We start from the raw sequence: 20,978 nt of genomic DNA, 5'->3' as shown, positions 1-20,978 counted from the left end.
TGTTGAGGAAACATCTCCTGGCTGCGGCCACCGTCCTGCTCGTGACGGCATCCGCACAGACGACGACGCTGGCGCAGGACGCACCGGACGACGCCGAACCCGCTCCCGGGGCCACGCGCACCGGCAGACTCCCCTCAGCGCAGGACGCAGGCGGCGAGATCCTCCGTTTTCCGGGCGGCGCGACGGCCATCACGGAAACGCATGACGACTGGACCGTTCTCTGCGAGGCGCTGGCCAGCGGGCGAAGCTGCGTCGCCTCGCAGACGCTCGGAACGAAGGAGAGCCGCCGCCCCATCCTTTCCGCGGAAGTGTCGGCAAAGCCGCAAGGCGCCGCCAACATGCTGCTGACCATGCCTTTCGGGCTGGATCTGCGGCAGGGGGTCCGGCTCAATCTGGACGGTGAAAAGCTGGTGGTCACATTGCCCTTCTCGGTCTGCCCCGAACAGGGATGTCTGGTCAGCATCGACATCGACCAGAGCGAGCTGGCGCAGTTCAAGGCCGGCAATGCCATCCAGCTGACCGCCATCCCTGCCGACAGCGAGGAGCCGCTGACGTTCACCGTCTCGCTCAAAGGCTTCGCTTCCGCGCTCGACCGCTCGATCGACCTCGTGAAATAGGAAAGGCTGCGACGATCCGGCGCGCCGGCTCGAACGTCAGGACCCGCGGAACGACAGACCGATAAAAAAGCCGTGTTCGACCCGCGTCATCTGCAATTTAAAACTTGAGCGGCCAATGCAAGTATTGTACTCGGCATATCGGGGCGTTTGTGGGGCTGGCCTTTCAGTTTCAGGCAATATTCTGGAAGACGGCGGCCGCGACGCAGCCTTGGGTGTCTGCTTGGGGGTTGGATCACCACAATGGGTATGCGCAGTTGTAACATTGCCGGCCAGGCCGTGCGGACGGCCGGCTTCAGCCAGATGATGCACCGCCGTCCGCTCCACCGCGGAAGCGGGCACGCAGCGCCGGGGCTGGCATTCAACGTCCCCGCAGAAAAGCGCCGGCGGGCCGGACTGTTTCTTCGCACAGCAGGATATTCGAAGATCGCTTTCGTCCGCGGCCGGACGATGCCGGTATCCAGCAGCGATCATGACGGACGTGACGGAAGGCGCGCCTTCTCCCAGGGCGGCGTTTCCCTCGTCCCCGCAGGAGGTAAGGCCCCATGAACACGCTTCACAACGGTACGAGCCGGGGCGTCCGCGCAGCCGAAACCGTGTTGTGGACCAGCGCGGCCATGATCACGCTTACACTTCATGTCGGCGCCGCCGCATGGCTGATATACGAGCGCCCCGCCGAGCCGGTCGAGGCCGACGCGCCTGCCGCGATCATGATCGAGATGGCGGCGGAGCCGGAAGCGATCAACACCGAGGACGACCAGGTCTCGCCCGATCAGGAGACGGTGGCCGAAAGCCAGCCTGTCGAGGAGCAGGAGACCCCGGTCGAGGAACCGCCGGAAGAAATCGTGGAAACCGAGCCGGAACCCGTCGAGGAGGTGGCCGAGGCCGAGCCGCAGGAAACCGAGCCGGAACCGGTCGAAGAAATCGTCGAGGAGGAAATAGAGCCCGTCGAGGAGCAGGTCGCCGAGCTGGAAAATGTCGAGGTGCCGATTCCGGTCGCCCGGCCCAGGCCGCCGGAGGAAAAGCCCAAGGTCGAAAGGCCGCGGGAGATCGTCAAGAAGGAAGAGCCGAAGAAGCAGGTCGAGGAACGCCGCAAGCGTCCGCAACCGGCATCGCAGGCGGCAGTCGAATCAAAGGCACGCGCGAAACAGTCGAACCGCAACGCCGCGCGGGAATCGTCGTCCGGCGGATTGTTCTCTTCCTCGGCCTCGCCCGCGAGATGGAAATCCCGGCTGATGGCGCATATCGAAAGGCGCAAGAAATATCCCGGCGGCGCCCGCTCCCGCGGCGAACGCGGCGTCGTGCATATCCGCTTCCGCATCGACGATTCCGGCAATGTCCTGTCCGCGTCGCTGGTCCGCTCCTCCGGCTTCTCGGAACTGGACAACGAGGTGCTGTCGCTCGTGCGCCGGGCATCGCCGGTCCCCGCTCCGCCGCCCGGAGCGAGCAAGACGATCACCGTCCCGATCCGTTTCGACAAGGGCTAAGCCGAGGGGGCCGTGCGGGGCTCTCCGGACGGCCTCGCACAGCTTCCGCACCGCCTTCCCGGCGGCATCCGGACAACCGATATTCACCTTAAATGGTTGACTTCATTACAGATAATTAATCTGCAAATTCATCTTCGGTTCACATCCTCGGTCCTAGGGTCTTCGCATCGACTACAAGAGGATAACGACCATGAAATTCCTTCCCCGTGCCGTCATCGCCGCTTTGGCACTTTCCTTCGCGGCTATTCCCGCAGCCCAGGCACAGCAGCACAATCCCCCGAAAAAGCCTGTGGTCCAGTTCCAGCAAAAGACCCAGGCCCAGAAGCCCCCCGTCGTCAAGAAGCAGACCGTCGCCAAGAAGCAGAAGTGGGCCAGGGGCCAGCGCGTTTCGGACTGGAAGCGCAAGCCTGCCGTCAAGGATTACCAGCGCCACGGGCTTCGCGCGCCTGCCAGGGGTCAACAGTGGGTGAAGATCGATAACGACTATCTGCTGGTGAGCATCGCAACCGGCGTGATCCTCGGCGTCACCGCCGCAAGCCGATAAACGACCTGCACCGAGGCTGCCCCCGCGGCCTTGCCAGCCCCCTTCATGGCCGGCGGGGCTGCCTTTCGCGGCACCACCGGCCCGTCTCCTGCCCGGAGCGCCCTGCGTCCCAACGGATGCATGGCGCTCCGTGTTTTCGTTCTTGCGCCACTGCGGACACGGAAGCGCGTTCCGCCCGTCTACGGGAATCGCTCTATGGCGACTGCCAGCCGCCCCCGAGAACCCGGTAAAGATCGACCGCCGCATTCAGCCGCGTCAGACGCTGCTGGGCAAGCGCGTCCTGCGCGCTGAAGAGCGTGCGCTGCGCGTCCAGCACGGTCAGCAACGTGTCGGCCCCTTCCCGATAGCGCACTTCCGCCAGATCCAGCGTGCGTTGCGCCTGCACCACCACCTCGCGCTGCGTGCGCTCCTGTCGCTGGGCCGTGCTGGCATTGCCCAGCGCATCGTCCACTTCCTTGAGCGCGCTGCGTATGGCGCTGGCGTAAGTCTCCACCAGCACCTCCCGCTGGGAGCGCGAGGACTCGACCTGTAATCTCCTTCTGCCGCCGTCGAAAATGGTCTGAGCCAGCGAAGCCGCCAGCGAGGCGGTGCCGGCGCCGCCGGCGAAACTCACGAGGGCGGCGCTGCTGACGCTGCCGCCGGCCGACAGCGATATGCTTGGCAGCAGGGCGGCCCGCGCGGCGGCGACATCGGCGCTGGCGGCGGCAAGCCGTGCCTCGGCGGAGCGCAGATCGGGGCGCCGCACCAGCAGGGAGGACGGCAAACCGGGCGCCACGGCCGGAGGCTGCAACTGCATCAGCTTTTCCGTCGCCCCCACCTCGAAGCCAACGGGCTGGCGTCCCAGCAGCAGCGCGAGGGCCGACGTGGTCTGGCGTATCTGCAACTCCAGCGGGGCGAGCGCCGTGCGCTGCTGCAACACCGTCGTCGCCTGCTGCGAGACTTCCAGCGGGGTGGCGACGCCCATGCGCAATCGGGCCTCGACGATGTTCGACATGCGTTCGGCCGTCGCGAGGTTCCGGCGCGCGATCTCCAGGCGCTCCCGCAGGGCAAGCAACTGGAAATATGTGGCCGCCACGGAGGACGTCAGGGTGATGCGGACGGTCTCAAGATCGTAGCGGCTGGCCTCGGCAAGCGCCCGGGCGCTTTCCGTGCCGGCCGCCAGCCTGCCCCACACGTCCACCTCGTAGCTCACGTTGAGCGACATGCTGGTGGATCTGCGCGTGCTCGACCCTTCGCTGCGGCTGGCGGAGCTGCCGGCCGATGCGGAGGCGCCCGGCAACAGCGAGGCGCCCGCAATCTGCAAGGCGATATCCGCCTGCCGCACGCGCTGGGCGGCGGTGCGCAGATCGCCGCTGCCGGCCAGCGCTTCCGCCTCCAGCGCCTCCAGCCGGCGCGAGCCGAACCCGCGCCACCACTCGGCCGGAACCGTGGCATCGGCCTGTCCGCCACCGGGAGCCGCTTCGCTCCAGGCAGCCGGCATGCCGACCGCCTCGACACCGCGCGGCTCCTGAAGCACGCAGCCACCGAGGCCGAGCACGATGGTCGCCAGCAGGCCGGCGGAGGAGAACGGAGAGGATGGGGCAGAAGACGGAACAGGCATGGAAAACCGCTTTTTCATTCCGAGGCGAGAGCGACCACCGGATCGAGCCCGGCGGCCTTCTTGGCTGGCAGATAACCGAAAACGAGACCCGTGGCGAAGGCACAGCCGAAGGCCACCAGCACCGGCGACAAGGCATATTGCACCGGCGTGCCAAAAGACTGGATCACGGCGGCCACGCCGAGACCGCCCATCACGCCGATGATGCCGCCGAGCGCCGAAACCACCAGGGCCTCGATCAGGAACTGCTGGAGGATGTTGCGCATGCGCGCGCCGGTCGCCATGCGGATGCCGATCTCGCGGGTCCGCTCGGTTACGCTCACCAGCATGATGTTCATGACCCCTATCCCCCCCACCAGCAGCGAGATGGCGGCGATCGAGCCGAGCAGGATGGTCATGGTGTTCTGCGTCTCGGTCGCGGTCTCGATGATCGAGGCCATGTTGCGGATCTGGAAATCGACCACGCCGTGGCGCTCGGTGAGGAGTGCCTCGACGGCGGCCTGCGTCTCGTCGATGCGCGCGGTATCCTCCACGGCCACGGTCGCATTGCGCAGGAAACGCTGGCCCGACAGGCGAAGCTGGCTCGTGGCATAGGGCACGAGGACCACATCGTCCTGATCCTGCCCGGTCGGCGAGGCGCCGCGCGGCGACATGACGCCGACCACCTGGAAGATCAGGTTGTTAACGAGCACGAACTGGCCGACCGGATCCTCTCCGTTCTGAAACAGGGCATTGGCCACCGTCTGGCCGAGAACGGCGACGGTCGCGTAATTGCTCTCGTCGTCCTCGCTGAAGAAGCTGCCCGTCGCCACCGGCCATTGCCGCGCCAGCGGAAATTTCGACGAGGTGCCGGTCACGCTGCTGGAATAATCGGAGCCGCCGAAACGCAACGTCACGGAACTGTTCTGTTCCGGAATGGCGGCGAGCACATTGGGCACTTCCCTGTCGATCGCCATCACGTCGGACAGCACGAGTGTGGCCGTGTTGGCAAAGCCGCGCTGGTTGGGCGCCCCCGGCCGCACCAGAAGCAGGTTGGACCCCATAGCGCTGATACGGTCGATCACGACCTGCTTGGCGCCGTCGCCGATGGCCAGCATGGCGATGACCGAGGCGACGCCGATCACAATGCCCAACAGCGTCAGAATGGAGCGGAACATGTTGGCGTACAAGGCGCGTAAGGCCGTCTTGGTGGCCTCCAGCACATCCGAGAAGGGGCCGGCGCGCTCCTGCACGCGCGGCGCCCATACCCGCGCCTCGCCCTTACTCTCGTCGGCCGCCTGCGGCCCCGGATCGGAAAGAATATTGCCGTCCTTGATCTCGATCACCCGCTGCGCATTGCGCGCCACCTCCGGCGCGTGCGTGATGATGATGACTGTATGGCCCTGCGCCGCCAGATCCTTGAGCAGCCGCATCACATCGGCGCCACTCTTGCTGTCGAGCGCGCCGGTGGGCTCGTCGGCCAGGATGACGCGGCCACCGTTCATCAGCGCCCGGGCGATCGACACGCGCTGCTGCTGGCCGCCCGAAAGCTGGTTTGGCCGGTGATGCGTGCGGTCGGAAAGACCGAGCGACGCCAGAAGCTCGTTCGCGCGCTCGCGGCGCTCATGCGGCGCAACGCCCGCATAGATGGCCGGCACCTCGACATTCTCGGCGGCCGTTCCGGTCGCAATGAGGTTGTAGCTCTGAAACACGAAACCGAAAGCGTCGCGCCGCAAGACGGCCAGTTCGTCGCGATCCAGCGCCGATACATCGTGGCCCATGAAGCGATAGCTGCCGGTCGTCGGCCGGTCCAGACAGCCCAGGATGTTCATCAGTGTCGACTTGCCCGAGCCCGAGGCGCCGATGATCGCCACCAGTTCGCCGGGATAGATGGCCATGTCGATCCCGTGCAGCACCTCGACAGCCAGCTCGCCCTGGCCGTAGGTCTTGGTGACGCCGCGCAGCTCGATCAGCGGCACGGGCGCGGTCTCCGCCGAAGCCGGGCCCGCGCTCACCGTCCCGGACCTCCGGGTCCCATTCCGGGACCCATGCCCGGACCAGCACCGGGCGGCATGCCGGAGCCCGATTGGCTGAAGGAGGAACGCTGGGCCGCAGGCGGCCTGATGCCGACCACGACGCGTTCGCCTTCCTCCAGGCCGGACAGGATCTGCGCCTGCACCCGGTTGTTCACGCCGACGACGACCTCGCGCTCGACGATGTCACCGTCCCCGGCGGCGAGCTTGACGGTGGCGCGCCGCGGCATGACCGCCCCCGGCCTCGGGCCGGCGCCCGCCCCCTGTCCCGCTCCGGAACCGGCATTGCGGGGCCGCATCGGACGCTGGCGCGGCTCTCCATCAGCTCCGGCGGCTGCCGTCTCCGGCGACGCTCCCACCTCAGACCGCGCCTGACCGTCGCCCGCACGGGCGCCGGCAGCGCCGCGGACACGCTCTCCTGCACCCGGCCGGCCGCCTTCACCGGACAGTCCCGGTGCGGCATTGCGATCCTGGGGCGCACCTTCGCGCCGCGGCTGGCTCACGCGTTCGAACGTGACGGCCGACATGGGCACGAGCAGCGTATCGCGGGCCTCGGCCACGATGAAGAAGACCTGCGCCGTCATTTGCGCCATCAGGCTGCGGCTGGAATTGTCCACGTCGAACAGGGCATTGTAGAGCACGACATTGTTGGTGACGGTGGGCGTAGGCTCGATCTTGGCGAGTTGGCCGTACCAGCGCTGCCCCTGGCTGCCGAGCGTCGTGAAGTAAGCCGGCACACCGGTGCGCAGCTTGGTCACATCGGCCTCGGACACCTGCGTCTGCACCGTCATGACCGACAGGTCGGCAATCCGCAGGATGGTCGGTGCGGACTGGTTCGTGTTGAGCGTCTGCCCCTGCTTGGCGGTGATGCTCACCACCGTGCCCGACATGGGCGCATAGATCTTCGTATATTTGAGGTTGGATTCATCCACACGCATGCTGGCCTGGAGCTGCTCGATCTGCGCCTTCTGCGTCTCGATCTGGGCGCGGGTGGTCTCCACCAGCGTCTCGGCGTTCTGCACCAGTTCCAGCGTCGTGGCGTCCGCCTTCAAGAGGTTCTGGAGCCGCTCGAAATCCCGCTCGGCCTTCTTCAGGTTCACCTCGCTCTGCACCAGTTGCGCCTGCTGTGCGCGCAGGCTGGCGCGGCTGGCCTCCACCCTGGCGACGGATTGCTCCGCATCGATCTCCGCCAGCAATTGCCCTTCCGTGACATCGTTGCCGACCTCGACATGCAGCCTGCGCAATTGCCCCGAGACCTGCGCGCCCACATCCACATAGTCGCGCGGCTGCAACGCGCCGGTCGCTGCCACCAGATCCTCGAAATCGCCGCGCTGGGCCGTTGCGAAGATGTATTCGATTCCCGTCGCCGTGGAGCCGCTCCACGCTTTCCAGACGAAGCCGCCCGCGGCGGCCACGGCCAATATCGCCGCGACCGAAATCAGACGGACGCGAGAGCGCCGGGACGAACGGGAAGAAGGCTTGATGGTATCGCTCATGAATCAGATCAGAAAAACAAAAAGGGGGCCAGAAGGGCGGAAACGGGCATGCAGTGCATCGCAACAAAGTCGGCGCTGTCAGGAAATTTCATGCTGGCGGCTGAACACTGTCACTGAAGAAAACGGCGATTCCAACCTGCCATTCCCCGTCTTGCTCGCATGAACTATCCTTTTAAAAATCAAATCTTTACTGTCAAATTAAATTTTATCCACATTGCGTCCCCTCCACCGTCGCAGGACGGAAGCAGAGGCTGGAACAGCTCTTCACCCGGGCGGCGAAAGCACCCGGGCCGAGGATCATGGCAGCAGATGCCGGACGGCCTGCGGCACGTCGTCGCTGCGCGAAAGCGCTTCAAGATCCTCCGGCTGCAAGTAAAGTCCCGAGGCCAGCGCCGGCGCGGCAAGGGCCGGAACGGCCTGACCGGCACGGTGGCGTTCCAGAAGCACGGCGTTCAGCCGCCGTGCCGGGGCCGGGTCGGAAACGGCTTCCGGAACGGGGTGGACGAGGCCTGCGCCCAGGAGGGCGTGAAGCGCCTGATTCACGATGCCCGGATTGGCCCTGAACACCGGCAGCGCCTCGATCTCCGCATAGGACACACTCTGCCCTCCGGCGAATCGCTCGAGGATGGGAGAAAAAATCTGCGCAGGGCCTTCAACCTTGCCGATGCGGGCATCGAAAGCCAGACCGCCCTTGACCGGAGCGCCGGGCAATGCCCGAAAACGCAGGCGCCGGAGCGCCGCAAAATGCTCGGCCGCCGCCAGCGGGCGGGCGGCATGCATATAAAGATCGACGCGGGAAAGCTGGTTGCTGGCGAAGTCCCGGACGGTCTCACGCATGATCTGGGTTTTCTGCGCTCGGAACAGAGCGATCAGATTTCCCGGAACGGAGAAATCGTCAAGATTGTCGAACGGCACGGCGCTGCCTGCGAAATGAAGGCCTTCCTGCGACATGGAACCGATAACCTCCGCCGATGACAAAGGCACGTAGTACTCATTGAGGTAGTCATGGGCGGTATAATCGGCATCGTCGGTGGCGATCTGCTGCGCCTTTATCTCCGCAACCGGATGGGTGTTGAAGAAGCCGGCCTTGCCCTCGTGCAGCTTGAGAAGGATATCCTGACCCGCCCGGATCGAATCGCGTACCGATGTGCCGGACTGAAGGTGAAGTGCGCGGAACAGACTATGCACCGCGATGAAATCGGCGCCTCCCGGCAGGGCGAGATAGTGCAGGAGCGCTATTCCGCCGGGATTGAGCTTTTGTCCGACAAACCGGCGGATGGCTTGCCTTACCTCAGGCGAAACCCATGAATAGATGCCCCGCACGACGATGTAGTCGAAGCCCGGCAGGCTCTCGGCTTGCCGCAGGTCGGCGCAACGGAACTCCACATTGCCGATGCCCGCCTCTTCGGCGAGCGCGCGTGCCTGGGCGATATGCTCGGGATTGATATCGATGCCGTGGAAGGTTGTGGACGGATTGGTCGCGGCCAGAACGATCAGGCCGAGGCCGGATCCGCACCCCACTTCACACCAGCTTGCCCCCTGCGTCACAGGCTGCGGCCGGCCCAGTGCCGTAAGCACTGCCTGAAACCACAGCGGCGCATGTTCGCGATGAAATTGCGGTGTATAGGGGACATCCAGGAGATAATCCGACATACGGCATTCCTGTCATTTTATGACGCCTTCAGGCGGTCGATATTATTCAAAACGTCCAACAAAACCACCCGCATCGAACTTCTTCGATGCGGGTGATTCCAAAGCCGTGCTTATAGCTCAGAACGTGCCGGTGAGCGAAACCCAGTAGGTCCGTCCCGGTTCGTTATAGGTGTTGGCGCTGCTGGTCGTACCGGTCCCGACACCGCCACCCGTTGCATAAAGCTGCTTGTTGAACAGGTTGTTGACGCCGGCCGCGACCTTCACGTTCTCATTGTAGTCATAGTCGAGAGAAAGATTGACGATCGTGTAAGGCTTGCGTGCCTCCTGATCTATCGCAGGAATTTCCTGTCCCCGGGCATTCCTGTTGGTCGGCTCGATCTCCCCGTAATGCGTCGCCGACAGCGTCAGACCGAGATCTTCCCTGGCTTCCCAACGCACGGAGCTATTGATCGTGTAATCGGGCACGAGGGAGACCGGGACCTTGTAATTCCCGTCCGTGCCGTCAGCCAACTGTCCAAAAACCTCTCTTTCGGACTTGAGAATCTTGGTGAAATTGGTCGTCCATTCCACCCGCTCATGAAGCGGCACGGTGACGCTGCCTTCCAGACCGGAAATGATGGCCGGGCCGCTGTTTTCCCAGGAGAAGAGCCTTGTCGTGCCGTCCCAGCCGACCTGGACGTCGCCGGTCGTGATCTTGTTCTTGTAATCGTTATGGTAGTAGGTGAGGCTTGCTGCCCAGCCATCGAGATTGGCATAGGCGATGCCGATTTCCTTGTTGAGCGAGATTTCCGGATCGAGGTCCGGGTTTCCGCGCATCGAGCACTGGCCATCCGCCCAGATCGGGCACCCCATACCCATGCTTCCCCAGACATAGTCAGGGCTGAGCTGATAGACATTGGGAGCCTTGAAGGCGCGGGCGATACCGGCCTTCAGGGTGATCTCGTCGGTCACTTCGTACGAGGCGTTCAGGCTGGGGCTGAGGTTGGCCCCGAACGAATCATGCCAGTCGAAGCGCAGACCGGGTGTCAGCGTGAACCGGTCGGTCAGCAGGACATTGTCCTCCACATAGAGACCGATCAGGTGGGTCTCCATGTGGTTCTTATCATTGTTGGTGATGGCGTCCCCGCTGATCGGAGCGCTCAGGAACTCGCCGCGATATTCCGTACCGAGCGTCACCTTCTGTTCACGCCACAGGTGGAGCGGCAGAACCCACTCCGTCTTGGCGTTCAGATTGTCGAGCTTCGCCGTGCGATATTCGTTATCCGTATCGAAGACGCCTTCGCCACCCGCATTGTTCGGCTCTCGCAAGCGACGGTTGGCGGTATGTTCCCACTGGATATAGCTGTTGGACTTGCCGAACTCGTAATCGCCGATATGCGTCACCGACAAGGTGGTGCGGTCGATACGGCTGGTCTCGGCGTTCGATTCCGCCAGTTCGTTGATAATATCGCCCGGCGTTCCGATGCTGCCGCTCGGCTGGCCGCCAGCGAAGCTGTTTGCCTGCCGGCTCCATGCCGCTTCGAAATCGAGGCGGTTGCTGCCGTCGATTTCGGCGCTCAACAGGCCGCGCAAATTATACGACTTGACGCCTTCGCGACCGGCGCGAATCGTATCAAGTCCTTCTTCGGCTGCGGCGTCCGCATTGATGTCCGTATCATCCGGATCCGTCCAGCTACCGCTGGCCGTCAGCCGATAATTGAAGATATCGTTGATCGGGCCGCCGGCCGTGGCCGTGACACGGCGCGTGCCGCCTTCCTTGCTATCCTCGGGAACCTCCACATAGGTGGTCAGGGAGTAAGTCTGCTTTTCGGGGCGCTTGGTGATGATATTGACCACGCCACCCGCAGCGCCCGAACCGTAACGCGCTGCGGCCGGACCGCGAATGACCTCGACACGCTCGATCAGCTCTGCCGGAACCCAGTTGGAATCACCGCGGGTATCGCGCTCGCCCTGACGGCCCATGCGCTGCGAATTGCGCGAGAAGACCGGCTTGCCGTCGATGAGGATGAGAGTGTTTTCCGGCCCCATGCCGCGCAGGTCGATCTGGCGGCTCTGGCCATACTGACCGCTGGAGGTGTTGCCGGTCAGGTTGACGCCGGGCTGGGTGCGGATAATTTCGGCGAGATCGCGACCGACCGGCCTGCGCTCCAGGTCCGTGCTGGTGATCACGGACACACCGAGCGACTGCTTGAGCTGCTCCTCGGCGCTGAGAACGACGATCTCCTCGAGGACGGTTTCGCCGTTTTCATCCTCGCTGCTCTGCGCCGACTGAGCGAACGCGTGCGAAGCACCGATCGAAAGAACGAGCCCCAGAGCCGTTGTTGCCCGAAATGACGTGATCCGCCTACCCATAAAAGCCCCCACAAAAAGTTAACTGAAACAGAAACGATCGATGAGTAGCGGCTTAACTGATCGATGGAACCTTAACAAGACTGGTTTAGTCAAGTTTGCCTTACTGTGGCATTTTTGTGTCACAGGCCGCTCCACATCTCGCGTGAACGGAGAAATCAGAGGCGCGGAAACACTCATTGCGTGAGGCATTTCATGGCTCAGAAGCCACGCGATACCGGCCTCCAAATCCCATAACCGGACCTGCGAATCTCAGGAAGATGTTTTAGCGGGCGCGCACAGGAAACCTGCCTCATTTCATGAAAAAGAGGCCGGATTTTCTATTCTTGAGCGGATAATCCGCCACGCAGGCCGACGCGTGGCGCTGTCCTTGACAGCCGACCGTTGACAGGCAGGCCGGCCTTGCCGGGTCGCCTCCGGTGATACCCCACGGTGCGAGTCGGGGGCAATCGCGACCGGCCTCAATGCCTTGCCACACAAATGCCCCGGTCATCCCCATTCCCCGCCAGCAGATCGTCCGGCGCCGGTCCGGCACGATAGAATCGCCTGAGGCAAAGCGCGGCGATTCCCTTGGCCATGAGGCTGGCTATTCCGCCGCGATGACGGGGCGCACCAGCTCGATCGGCTCGTCCCGCTTGGCGATGCGCCGGCCCATGACCGAATACACCATCGGAACCACGAAAAGCGTCAGGATCGTGCCGAAGGTCATGCCGCCGACGATCACCCAGCCGATCTGCTGGCGGCTTTCGGCGCCCGCCCCGTGGGCAAGCGCCAAAGGAATGGCGCCGAGCACCATCGCGCCGGTCGTCATCAGGATGGGGCGAAGGCGCAGCACGGCAGCGTCGATCACCGCCGTCAGCCTGTCCTCGCCCCTTTCCTGCTGCTGGTTGGCGAATTCCACGATCAGGATGCCGTGTTTCGTGATCAGCCCGACCAGCGTGACGAGGCCGATCTGCGAATAGACGTTCAGGGTGCCGCCGGCGAAATAGAGCGCGGCGAGCGCGCCGGTCATCGACAGCGGCACCGAAATCATGATGATGAGCGGATCGCGGAAGCTCTCGAACTGCGCCGCCAGCACCAGATAGATGAAGCCCAGGGCGAGAACGAAGACCACGGCCAGGCTTTGCCCGGCCGCCAGAAACTCGCGGCTCTGGCCGGAAACGTCGGTCTGGACGTTGTCTGGCAGCACCTCGCGCGCGACGGCATCCAGATGCGAGAGGACTTCACCGGTCGAATAGCCGGGCGCCAGATTGGCCGAGACCGTCACGGAGCGAAGCTGGTTGAAGCGCCTTAACTCCTGCGGCGCGACGCTTTCGCTGATGGTGACGAGGTTCGAAAGCTGCACCATCTCGCCCGATGCCGAGCGGACGAAGATCATCGACAGCGTATCGGGCGAGGCCCGGTCCTCGGCGGCGAGCTGGACGTAGACGTCGTATTGCTCGCCGTCGCTCTCGAAGCTCGTCACCTGCCGGCTTCCGAGCAGGGTCTCCAGCGTGCGACCGATGACGGAAACATCGACGCCAAGATCCGAGGCCTTGTCGCGGTCGATCTCGATGGTCATCTCGGGCTTGTTGAGCTTCAAATCCGTATCGGCATTGGTGATGCCGGGATAGTCGGCAAGCCTGTCGAGGAAACGCCTCGACACCTCGTCAAGCTCCTCGTAGGAACTGGAACTCTGCAACACGAACTCGATGGGACGGGAATTGCCCGAGGTTCCCAGAGACGGCGGGTTGCTGGCAAAGGCGTTGACGCCGGCGATGCTGCGCAGCGACGGCAGGAGTTCGGCCACGAGTTCCTGCTGGCTGCGGCCCCGCTCGTCCCAGTCCCGCAGGCGTCCCATGACGAGGAAACGGTTGACCTCCGGCATGCCGTTGATCGTCTGCACGCTCCCGACCTCGGAAATCGGCTTGAGAAGCTCCTCGACCTGTCGTGAATATCGTTCGGTATAGGCGAGCGTCGATCCTTCCGGCGCGGTGCCCACGACGCGGATGACCCCGCGGTCCTCCACCGGCGAAAGCTCCTGCGGCAGCCGCAGGTAGAAATAGACGCTGCCGACGGCGACGACGACCGCCAGAAGCGCGATCAGCGGCCGCACCCGGAACGAGCTTGTCAGAGCGCGCCGGTAGCCTCTTTCCATCCCGGACAGCAGCCGCTCCACGAATGCGGAAACCCGGCCGGGGTTTTCCTGATGCTTCAGCAGGCGCGAGCACATCATCGGCGTCAGGGTCAATGCGACGAAACCCGAAACGATGACGGCGGCCGCCAGCGTCAGGGCGAATTCGGTGAACAACCGTCCCGTCCGTCCTGCGGAGAAGGCGACCGGCGTGTACACGGCCGCAAGCGTCAGCGTCATCGCGATGACGGGCATCCCGATCTCACGGGTGCCCTTCATGGCCGCCGGCACGGGCTTCATTCCCGCCTCGATATGCCGGAAAATGTTTTCCAGCACCACGATGGCATCGTCCACCACGAGGCCGATCGCCAGCACCATTGCCAGCAGCGTCAAGGTATTCACGCTGAAGCCGAACGCATACATGATCGCGAAGGTGGTGATCAGCGAAATCGGAATGGTGACGATGGGAATGATCGAGGCGCGCGCCGAGCGAAGAAAGAACACGATCACCAGCAGAACCAGTATGATCGCCTCGATGATGGTGCTGTAGACGGCGCCGATCGCCTTTTCGATGAAGACGGAATTGTCGTTGCCGACGGCGGCGCTCATGCCGTCCGGCAGGGTGGCGTTCATGTCGGGCAACACCGCGCGGACACCGGTGGACACGTCGAGCGGGTTCGCCACCGCCTGCTTGATGACGCCGACGATGATGGCGCTGTCGCTGTCGAATCGGCTTGAGCGCCGCGCTTCGGTGGACCCCAGTTCCACGCGGGCGACCTCGCCGAGACGCACGACCATACCGCTGTCGCGCTTCACCGCGATGTTCTGGAACTGCTCCACCGAGCCCAGCGCGGTCTTCGACAGAATCGTGAACTCCCGGTCGGTGCTTTCGATACGGCCGGCGGGGATTTCGACATTCTGGCTGCGAAGCGAACTCTCGACGTCCTGGACCGTGAGACCAAGGGCCGCGAGCCGTTCCCGGTCGATCCAGATGCGCATCGCATAGCGGCGCTCGCCATAGATCTGCACGTCGGCGACGCCCGTCAGGTTCTTGAACCGGTCGACCACGTTGCGGTCGACATAATCCGTCAGTTCGAGCGCCGACATGCGGTCGCTGCGGAACACGATGAAGACGACCGGCTGGGCATCGGCCTCGACCTTGGAAATGACGGGCTCGCTGATCTCGTCGGGCAGGCGCTGGCGAACCCGGCTGACGCGGTCGCGCACGTCGCTGGCGGCAACGCTCGGATCGACCTCCAGCCGGAAGCGGACCGTGATGCGGCTCGATTCGGCCCGGCTGGTCGATTCCAGCACGTCGATCCCCTCGATGCCGGCGATCGACCCTTCAAGGACCTGGGTGACCTGGGTTTCGATGATACTGGCCGAGGCGCCCGAATAGTTCGTCACCACCGAAACGACCGGCTCGTCTATGTTCGGATATTCCCGGACGACGAGGCGATCGTAGGAAACGATGCCGACCAGCAGCATGAGCAGGCTGAGCACCGTGGCGAAGACCGGACGGCGAATGCACAGTTCAAAGAAACCCATAGCCCTGCCTCATCCGTTCGATCCCGTCGTTCGCGCCACCTGCTCGCCGCCGACGATCGTGACCGGCGCGCCGTTGCGCAGCCGAGGCTGGCCGGCCGTCACCACGACGGTGCCCGGTTCCACGCCCTCGACCTCGATCGACCCGACCTTTCGTGCCGTGATCCGGATTTTCGCTTCCTGCGCGTGCCCGTCCACGATGGTCCAGACCAGCCGTTCCTGCCCGCGCGCGACCACTGCGCTTTCGGGTATGGAAACGGCCTTGCGCTCATCGAACCCCTTGATGACGATCCGGGCGAACAGGCCCGGACGCAGCGTCATCTCGCTGTTGGAAAGGCGCGCGCGCACGTTCAGGGCCCGGCCGTTGACGTCCAGCATCGGATCGATGGCGTAGATCGTGCCTTCGAAGGCCTGGCCGGGGAAAGCATCGACGCTCACGTCCACGGTCTGCCCGACGCGGATGTTTTGCAGGTACCTCTCCGGCACCTTGAAGCCGACCTTCAGCACGTCGATCTTTTCGAGATTGACGAGCGCCGTTCCGACACCGACATAGCTGCCGACCGAAACGTTGCGGAGGCCAACGACCCCATCGAAGGGGGCGGAGAGCGAGTGTTTCGCAACCTGCACGCGCTGCGAGTTCAAAAGCGTTTCGGCGGTGCTGCGCTCCGCCAGCGCGGTGTCGAGGTCGCGGGTGGTTCCGGTTCCGCTCGCGGTCATGCGCCGCGCGCGCTCGTAATTGGCATTGGCCAGATCGAGGCGGACCTTTATTTCCTGCTCGGATGCCCGGGCGAGTGCGTCGTCGAGCAGGACGAGGACCTCTCCGGCCTTGATCGCCTGGCCTTCCTGAAAATTGATGGCCGCGACCCGCCCGGCGACTTCCGGTGCAAGCTGGATGGATTCATCCGATTCCAGCGAGCCGATCGCGGCGATGTCGTCGCTGGTCAAGACTTCCCTGGCCTCCGTCACCTCGACGGAAACGGGCTGGGGCGCACGCGCGCCTTCCCCCGCGCCGCCGCCGGACGGCGCCGCGCTCGACAGAAGTGCAGAAGGGTCCGCCACTTTCCAATGAACGGCCGCCGCTCCTATGGCGCCTCCCGCCAGAGCGATCACAAGACCGGCCAGTAATCTCATCCGGAACTCCCTGCAAAATTTGCGCCGCATCAATCATCTTGATAATCGCGGAATGGTTTCAGAAAGCGAAATTAACTTTTTGTAATATCAAAAAAACGGCCATCACGTTGTCGTTAGCGTCCTGCATGTTTTCGCAGCCGCGAAAGGAAAGGATGTCACAGCGTGCCGCCGGCCTCAAGCGGCCGGCGCGTCTCAGCCGTTCACCGGGAATTGATCGCCGCACGGGACGGGACGGACGCCTTCGCCCGCCGCCTCCCCTTTGCCGGCCGCGGAAAACGCCGGTGGGCGGCCGACGACGCGTCAGCCTTCGTCCGGGGTGAGCCGGATCAGCGCGCCGTCTTCGTCATCGGTGAGAACCATGACCGCACCGTCACGCGCGACGGCGACGTCGCGGATGCGTGCGAAGCCCTGAAGGTAGCGCGCCTCGCCCGTCACCTTTCCGTCCTCGATCGTCAGCCGGACCAGCGCCTGCCCGCGCAGACCGCCGATCAGGGCGCTGCCTTCCCAGCCGGGAAAGAGGTCGCCGCTGTAAAAGGCCATGCCGCTCGGGGCGATCACCGGGTCCCAGTAGTAGATCGGCTGTTCCATGCCGTCCTGGGCGGTCAGGCCGTTGCCGACCGCGCCGCCGCTGTATTCCAGACCGTAGGTGATGACCGGCCAACCGTAGTTCTTGCCCGCCTCGGGCCTGTTCAGCTCGTCGCCGCCGCGCGGGCCGTGCTCCACCGTCCAGAGCGCGCCATCGGGACCGAGGGCCGCCGATTGCAGGTTGCGGTGGCCGTAGGACCAGATCTCGGGCAGGCCGCCTTCGATCTGCGGGTTGCCGGGCGCCGGACCGCCATCGGGATCGATGCGCACCACCTTGCCGATATGGGTGCCGACATCCTGCGCGAACACCCGCGCATCGGCGACCGAACGCTCTCCCGTGGTGACGAAGAGCGCACCTTCATTGTCGAAAACCAGCCGCGAGCCGAAATGCGCCCGCGAATCCCAGCCCGGCTCCTGCCGGAAGATCACCCGCACGTTGGTCAGTTCGCTGCCGTCGGCCGAGAGCGTGCCGGTCGCGACCGACGTGCCGTTCTTGCCGTCCTCGCGCGGCTCGGCGTAACTCCACCAGACGCGGCGGGTGTCGGCGAAATCGTCGCGCACCGCCACATCCAGAAGGCCGCCCTGGCCTCCCGCGTAGACCTCCGGCAAACCCGCAATCGGACCGGAGACCCAGCCATCCGTCCCGACGATCCGCAACCGCCCGGCCTTTTCGGTCACGAGCCAGGTTCCGTCAGGCAGTTCGGCCATGCCCCACGGGTTGACCAGCCCGCTGGCGACGACGGTGCGCACAGGTTCAACTCCGTCGTCGATCACCGGCGCCCGGGTCTGTTCCGCGAAGGCGGGGCGCTGGTCGGGCGCGTTCGGCGGCTCGGCATTGAAGTCCTGCGCATGGGCCGCGCAGGCAAGAGCCATTGCCAGGGAGCATCCGAGGGTCAGGACAGGGCGGAAGGGGCGTGCCGAAGGTGAGGTCATGGCTTTCTCCTCTCATGAACGTCATCGCGCAGCGCGATCCGGCAACCGTCCGGACGGCTCCGATACCGAACCGAAGGCAGTGCTGCGGCATCGATTTCGAATTCTACACCGGATCGCACGACATTCGTCCGATCCATCAGGCACAACTGCGTGAACGATGTTTTCGATCCCTCGCGCACCGCGAGCATCCGCCGTTCGGGCCGGCGGCAGAAACGACTTCGGGCCCCTTCGCCGTGCGGCGAGGGACCCGGAGATGGACAACCGGTAAAGGAAACTCCTATTCGGCCAGCTCGAAGCGGATCGGCTGCGCGCCTTCCCACAGGGCCTTGCGGCCGATTTCCGGCAGCTTGTCGAGGTTCGAGGTCAGCGTGACGAAGTGGTTGCCGGCAAGCTGGCCCACCTTGGAGGAGAAATCCACGCCGCCATAGGCGAGCAGGATTTCCGTCTCGCTCATGCCACCGGGATACAGGATGAACTGGCCCGGAGCCGGATGGCTGGTGTGATTTTCGTAGCCGACGCCGAAATTGTAATCGCCGAGCGGAATCCACACGCCCTCGCCCGACCAGCGGACATGGACGATCTGGCCTTCGAACGGCAGGCGCTCGAGAAACGCCTTGCAGGTCTGCGGCGCCTTTTCGGTTTCAAGCACGGCATCGAAGGTGAACGGGCCGGCGGTGACTTTCAGTTTCATTGCGTTTCATTTCTCCATGAGGGGGATTGGACAGTAGAGCATTTGCGGACACGAGACCGCTTCACGCTTTTGCTGGAAATGCCGTGGTACGGGCCGCGGCCGGGCGATAGGCGCCGTCTCCCTTGCGGCCGATGAGTTCGCCGTCGCAGATCATCACGCGGCCCCCGAGAATGACGGTCGTCGGCCAGCCGGTGATCTCCAGCCCTTCATAGGGCGAATAATCGGCGCCGTCATGCAGGTCCGCATGGCGGATGGTGCGTTTGGCCTGCGGGTCCCAGATGGCAAGGTCTGCGTCCGCGCCGATGGCGATCGTGCCCTTCTGCGGATAAAGGCCGTAGGTTCTGGCGTGGTTGGTGGCGGTCAGCGCCACGAAGCGCGGCAGGTCGATCCGCCCTTTCATCACGCCCTCGGAAAACAGGATCGGCATGCGCGTCTCCACGCCGGGAATGCCGTTCGGGATATGGCGGAAGCTCCTGCGGCCTTTCGGGTTCAGCTTGCCGCGCTCGTCGTCGTAGCGGAACGGGCAATGGTCGGAGGAAAACAGGTCGAAAACGCCGGTCTCGATGCCGCGCCAGCAATCCTGCTGGGCAGCCTTGTCGCGCGGCGGCGGCGAGCAGACGAATTTGGCGCCCTCCCAGTCCATGCCGGACAGATCGTCCGCCGTCAGGACCAGATATTGCGGGCATGTTTCACCGATCACCTCGATGCCGCGGCTGCGGGCGCGGGCGATCTCCTCCATCGACTGGCCGTTGGAGACGTGAACGATGACGACCGGGACATCGACGATTTCGGCCAGCGTCAGGGCCCGGTGCGTCGCCTCGCGCTCGACGGCAGCGGGACGGGTGGAGGCATGGGCGCGCGGGGCGACGTCGCCGGCCGCCTCGTGCTTTTCGATCAGGAAGCGGATGGCATCCTCGTTCTCGCAATGCACCATGACCGTCGCGCCCGTTTCGCGCGCCACATCCAGCGTCTTCAGGATCTCGGCATCGCTGAGGCGCAGATCCTCATAGGTCATGAAGACCTTGAGCGAGGCATAGCCGTCCCTGACCAGCGCGGGCAATTCCTGGCCGAGAACGGCTTCGGTCGGATCGTTGACGATCAGGTGAAAGCTGATATCGGTGTAGCAGTTGCCCTCGGCCAGCGCGTGATACGCCTTCAGCGCCTCGCGCAGCGACTTTCCCTTCTCCTGAAGGCAGAAGGGCATGACGGTGGTGTTGCCGCCATAGAGCGCCGAGCGCGTGCCGCTTTCGAAATCGTCGGCCATGACGATCCCCTCGCCGGAGGGCTGGGACACATGCACATGGCTGTCGATACCGCCGGGCAGGACATATTTGCCCGTCGCGTCGACGACCGCAGCATCGCCCTCGATACGCTCGGCGATCTCGACGATCCGGCCGCCGGCGATGCCGATATCGGCGCGAAACACGTCAGAGGCGGTGGCAACCGTGCCGTTGCGGATGATGAGGTCGAGCGGGCGCATGGCTTCGTCCTTTCAGTGTTGCAGGATCTTGGAGAGGAAGGCTTCGGTGCGCGGGTTGCGGCGATCCGTGAAGAATTCCTCGGTGGGGCGGTCCTCGACGATCTCGCCCCGGTCGATGAAGATCACCCGGTTGGCGACACGGCGGGCGAAGCCCATCTCGTGGGTGACGACCATCATCGTCATGCCGTCGCGGGCAAGGGCGCTCATCACGTCCAGCACTTCGGAGATCATTTCCGGATCGAGCGCCGAGGTCGGTTCGTCGAACAGCATCGCCATCGGGTTCATCGCCAGCGCCCGGGCGATGGCGACGCGCTGCTGCTGGCCGCCGGAAAGCTGCGAGGGGTATTTCAGCGCCTGGGCCGAAAGGCCGACCCGGTCGAGCAGTTCCATCGCCTTCTTGCGGGCCGCGTCCTCGCTGCGGCCCAGCACGATGCGCTGCGCCAGCATGATGTTGGTCTCGATGGTCAGGTGCGGGAACAGCTCGAAGTTCTGGAACACCATGCCGACGCGCGAGCGCAGGTCCGGCAGGTCGGTGCCGGGATCGCCGACCTCGATGCCGTCGACGCGGATCGATCCCTTCTGGAAGGGTTCGAGCGCGTTCACGCATTTGATGAGCGTCGACTTGCCCGAGCCCGAGGGGCCGCAGACCACCACGACCTCGCCTTTCTCGACCCGGGTCGAGCAGTTCTTCAGAACCTCGAACTCGCCATAATATTTGGAAACGCCGGTGATCTCGATCATGATCGCC

14 protein-coding genes are annotated in these 20,978 nt (G+C 64.4%); 3 read left to right on the top strand and 11 right to left on the bottom strand.

Annotated features, from left to right (window positions below):
* Positions 1 to 2: 2 nt before the first annotated feature.
* From NOF55_RS02535 to NOF55_RS02525, 3 genes are all read left to right on the top strand, one after another.
* Entirely contained in the window at positions 3 to 617 is a 615-nt protein-coding gene (locus tag NOF55_RS02535; RefSeq protein WP_306409736.1) for an invasion associated locus B family protein, read from the top strand.
* Between the two features lie 542 nt (positions 618 to 1,159).
* Entirely contained in the window at positions 1,160 to 2,101 is a 942-nt protein-coding gene (tolA, locus tag NOF55_RS02530) for a cell envelope integrity protein TolA (protein WP_306409735.1), read from the top strand.
* Between the two features lie 190 nt (positions 2,102 to 2,291).
* Positions 2,292 to 2,645, top strand: a complete 354-nt coding sequence (locus NOF55_RS02525) for an RcnB family protein (RefSeq protein WP_306409734.1) — start codon at positions 2,292 to 2,294, stop codon at positions 2,643 to 2,645.
* 193 nt (positions 2,646 to 2,838) lie between these two features.
* Here the strand turns inward: NOF55_RS02525 and NOF55_RS02520 are convergent, their stop codons facing one another.
* From NOF55_RS02520 to NOF55_RS02470, 11 genes are all read right to left on the bottom strand, one after another.
* Positions 2,839 to 4,245, bottom strand: coding sequence for an efflux transporter outer membrane subunit (locus NOF55_RS02520; RefSeq protein ID WP_306409733.1), 1,407 nt, complete (start codon positions 4,243 to 4,245; stop codon positions 2,839 to 2,841).
* A 14-nt stretch (positions 4,246 to 4,259) separates the two neighbouring features.
* A complete protein-coding gene (locus NOF55_RS02515) occupies positions 4,260 to 6,236 on the bottom strand; it encodes a MacB family efflux pump subunit (protein ID WP_306409732.1) in 1,977 nt (658 codons plus the stop codon).
* The gene (locus NOF55_RS02510) at positions 6,233 to 7,750 is read right to left on the bottom strand and encodes an efflux RND transporter periplasmic adaptor subunit (RefSeq protein WP_306409731.1); all 1,518 of its coding nucleotides are present in this window, start codon (positions 7,748 to 7,750) and stop codon (positions 6,233 to 6,235) included. Before NOF55_RS02510 ends, NOF55_RS02515 begins: the two co-directional genes overlap by 4 nt.
* Positions 7,751 to 8,047: 297 nt before the next feature.
* On the bottom strand, positions 8,048 to 9,403 hold the full coding sequence (locus NOF55_RS02505) for a class I SAM-dependent methyltransferase (RefSeq protein ID WP_306409730.1): 1,356 nt from the start codon (positions 9,401 to 9,403) through the stop codon (positions 8,048 to 8,050).
* A gap of 117 nt (positions 9,404 to 9,520) precedes the next feature.
* Entirely contained in the window at positions 9,521 to 11,755 is a 2,235-nt protein-coding gene (locus tag NOF55_RS02500; RefSeq protein WP_306409729.1) for a FepA family TonB-dependent siderophore receptor, read from the bottom strand.
* A gap of 583 nt (positions 11,756 to 12,338) precedes the next feature.
* The gene (locus NOF55_RS02495) at positions 12,339 to 15,413 is read right to left on the bottom strand and encodes an efflux RND transporter permease subunit (RefSeq protein ID WP_306409728.1); all 3,075 of its coding nucleotides are present in this window, start codon (positions 15,411 to 15,413) and stop codon (positions 12,339 to 12,341) included.
* A gap of 9 nt (positions 15,414 to 15,422) precedes the next feature.
* The gene (locus tag NOF55_RS02490) at positions 15,423 to 16,541 is read right to left on the bottom strand and encodes an efflux RND transporter periplasmic adaptor subunit (RefSeq protein ID WP_306409727.1); all 1,119 of its coding nucleotides are present in this window, start codon (positions 16,539 to 16,541) and stop codon (positions 15,423 to 15,425) included.
* Between the two features lie 300 nt (positions 16,542 to 16,841).
* Positions 16,842 to 18,059 carry a PQQ-dependent sugar dehydrogenase gene (locus NOF55_RS02485; protein WP_306409726.1) on the bottom strand — a complete coding sequence of 406 codons (1,218 nt, stop codon included), beginning with the start codon at positions 18,057 to 18,059 and terminating at the stop codon, positions 16,842 to 16,844.
* 277 nt (positions 18,060 to 18,336) lie between these two features.
* Entirely contained in the window at positions 18,337 to 18,750 is a 414-nt protein-coding gene (locus NOF55_RS02480) for a DUF3830 family protein (RefSeq protein WP_306409725.1), read from the bottom strand.
* A gap of 61 nt (positions 18,751 to 18,811) precedes the next feature.
* Entirely contained in the window at positions 18,812 to 20,230 is a 1,419-nt protein-coding gene (gene hydA / locus NOF55_RS02475; protein ID WP_306409724.1) for a dihydropyrimidinase, read from the bottom strand.
* Between the two features lie 12 nt (positions 20,231 to 20,242).
* Entirely contained in the window at positions 20,243 to 20,971 is a 729-nt protein-coding gene (locus tag NOF55_RS02470) for an amino acid ABC transporter ATP-binding protein (RefSeq protein ID WP_306409722.1), read from the bottom strand.
* Between the last annotated feature and the right edge of the window lie 7 nt (positions 20,972 to 20,978).

The organism is Ectorhizobium quercum (assembly GCF_026552795.1).
In the GTDB taxonomy this organism is placed as follows: domain Bacteria; phylum Pseudomonadota; class Alphaproteobacteria; order Rhizobiales; family Rhizobiaceae; genus Ectorhizobium; species Ectorhizobium quercum.
Note: the sequence above shows the minus strand (reverse complement) of the source record. Positions and strands in the feature narration are given on the sequence as shown.

Bases quoted from the DNA above. Each gene is read 5' to 3' on its own strand.
- tolA (WP_306409735.1), top strand. From the start codon at position 1,160: ATGAACACGCTTCACAACGGTACGAGCCGGGGCGTCCGCGCAGCCGAA.
- NOF55_RS02525 (WP_306409734.1), top strand. From the start codon at position 2,292: ATGAAATTCCTTCCCCGTGCCGTCATCGCCGCTTTGGCACTTTCCTTC.
- NOF55_RS02520 (WP_306409733.1), bottom strand. From the start codon at position 4,245: ATGCCTGTTCCGTCTTCTGCCCCATCCTCTCCGTTCTCCTCCGCCGGC.
- NOF55_RS02510 (WP_306409731.1), bottom strand. From the start codon at position 7,750: ATGAGCGATACCATCAAGCCTTCTTCCCGTTCGTCCCGGCGCTCTCGC.
- NOF55_RS02505 (WP_306409730.1), bottom strand. From the start codon at position 9,403: ATGTCGGATTATCTCCTGGATGTCCCCTATACACCGCAATTTCATCGC.
- NOF55_RS02500 (WP_306409729.1), bottom strand. From the start codon at position 11,755: ATGGGTAGGCGGATCACGTCATTTCGGGCAACAACGGCTCTGGGGCTC.
- NOF55_RS02495 (WP_306409728.1), bottom strand. From the start codon at position 15,413: ATGGGTTTCTTTGAACTGTGCATTCGCCGTCCGGTCTTCGCCACGGTG.
- NOF55_RS02490 (WP_306409727.1), bottom strand. From the start codon at position 16,541: ATGAGATTACTGGCCGGTCTTGTGATCGCTCTGGCGGGAGGCGCCATA.
- NOF55_RS02485 (WP_306409726.1), bottom strand. From the start codon at position 18,059: ATGACCTCACCTTCGGCACGCCCCTTCCGCCCTGTCCTGACCCTCGGA.
- NOF55_RS02480 (WP_306409725.1), bottom strand. From the start codon at position 18,750: ATGAAACTGAAAGTCACCGCCGGCCCGTTCACCTTCGATGCCGTGCTT.
- hydA (WP_306409724.1), bottom strand. From the start codon at position 20,230: ATGCGCCCGCTCGACCTCATCATCCGCAACGGCACGGTTGCCACCGCC.
- NOF55_RS02470 (WP_306409722.1), bottom strand. From the start codon at position 20,971: ATGATCGAGATCACCGGCGTTTCCAAATATTATGGCGAGTTCGAGGTT.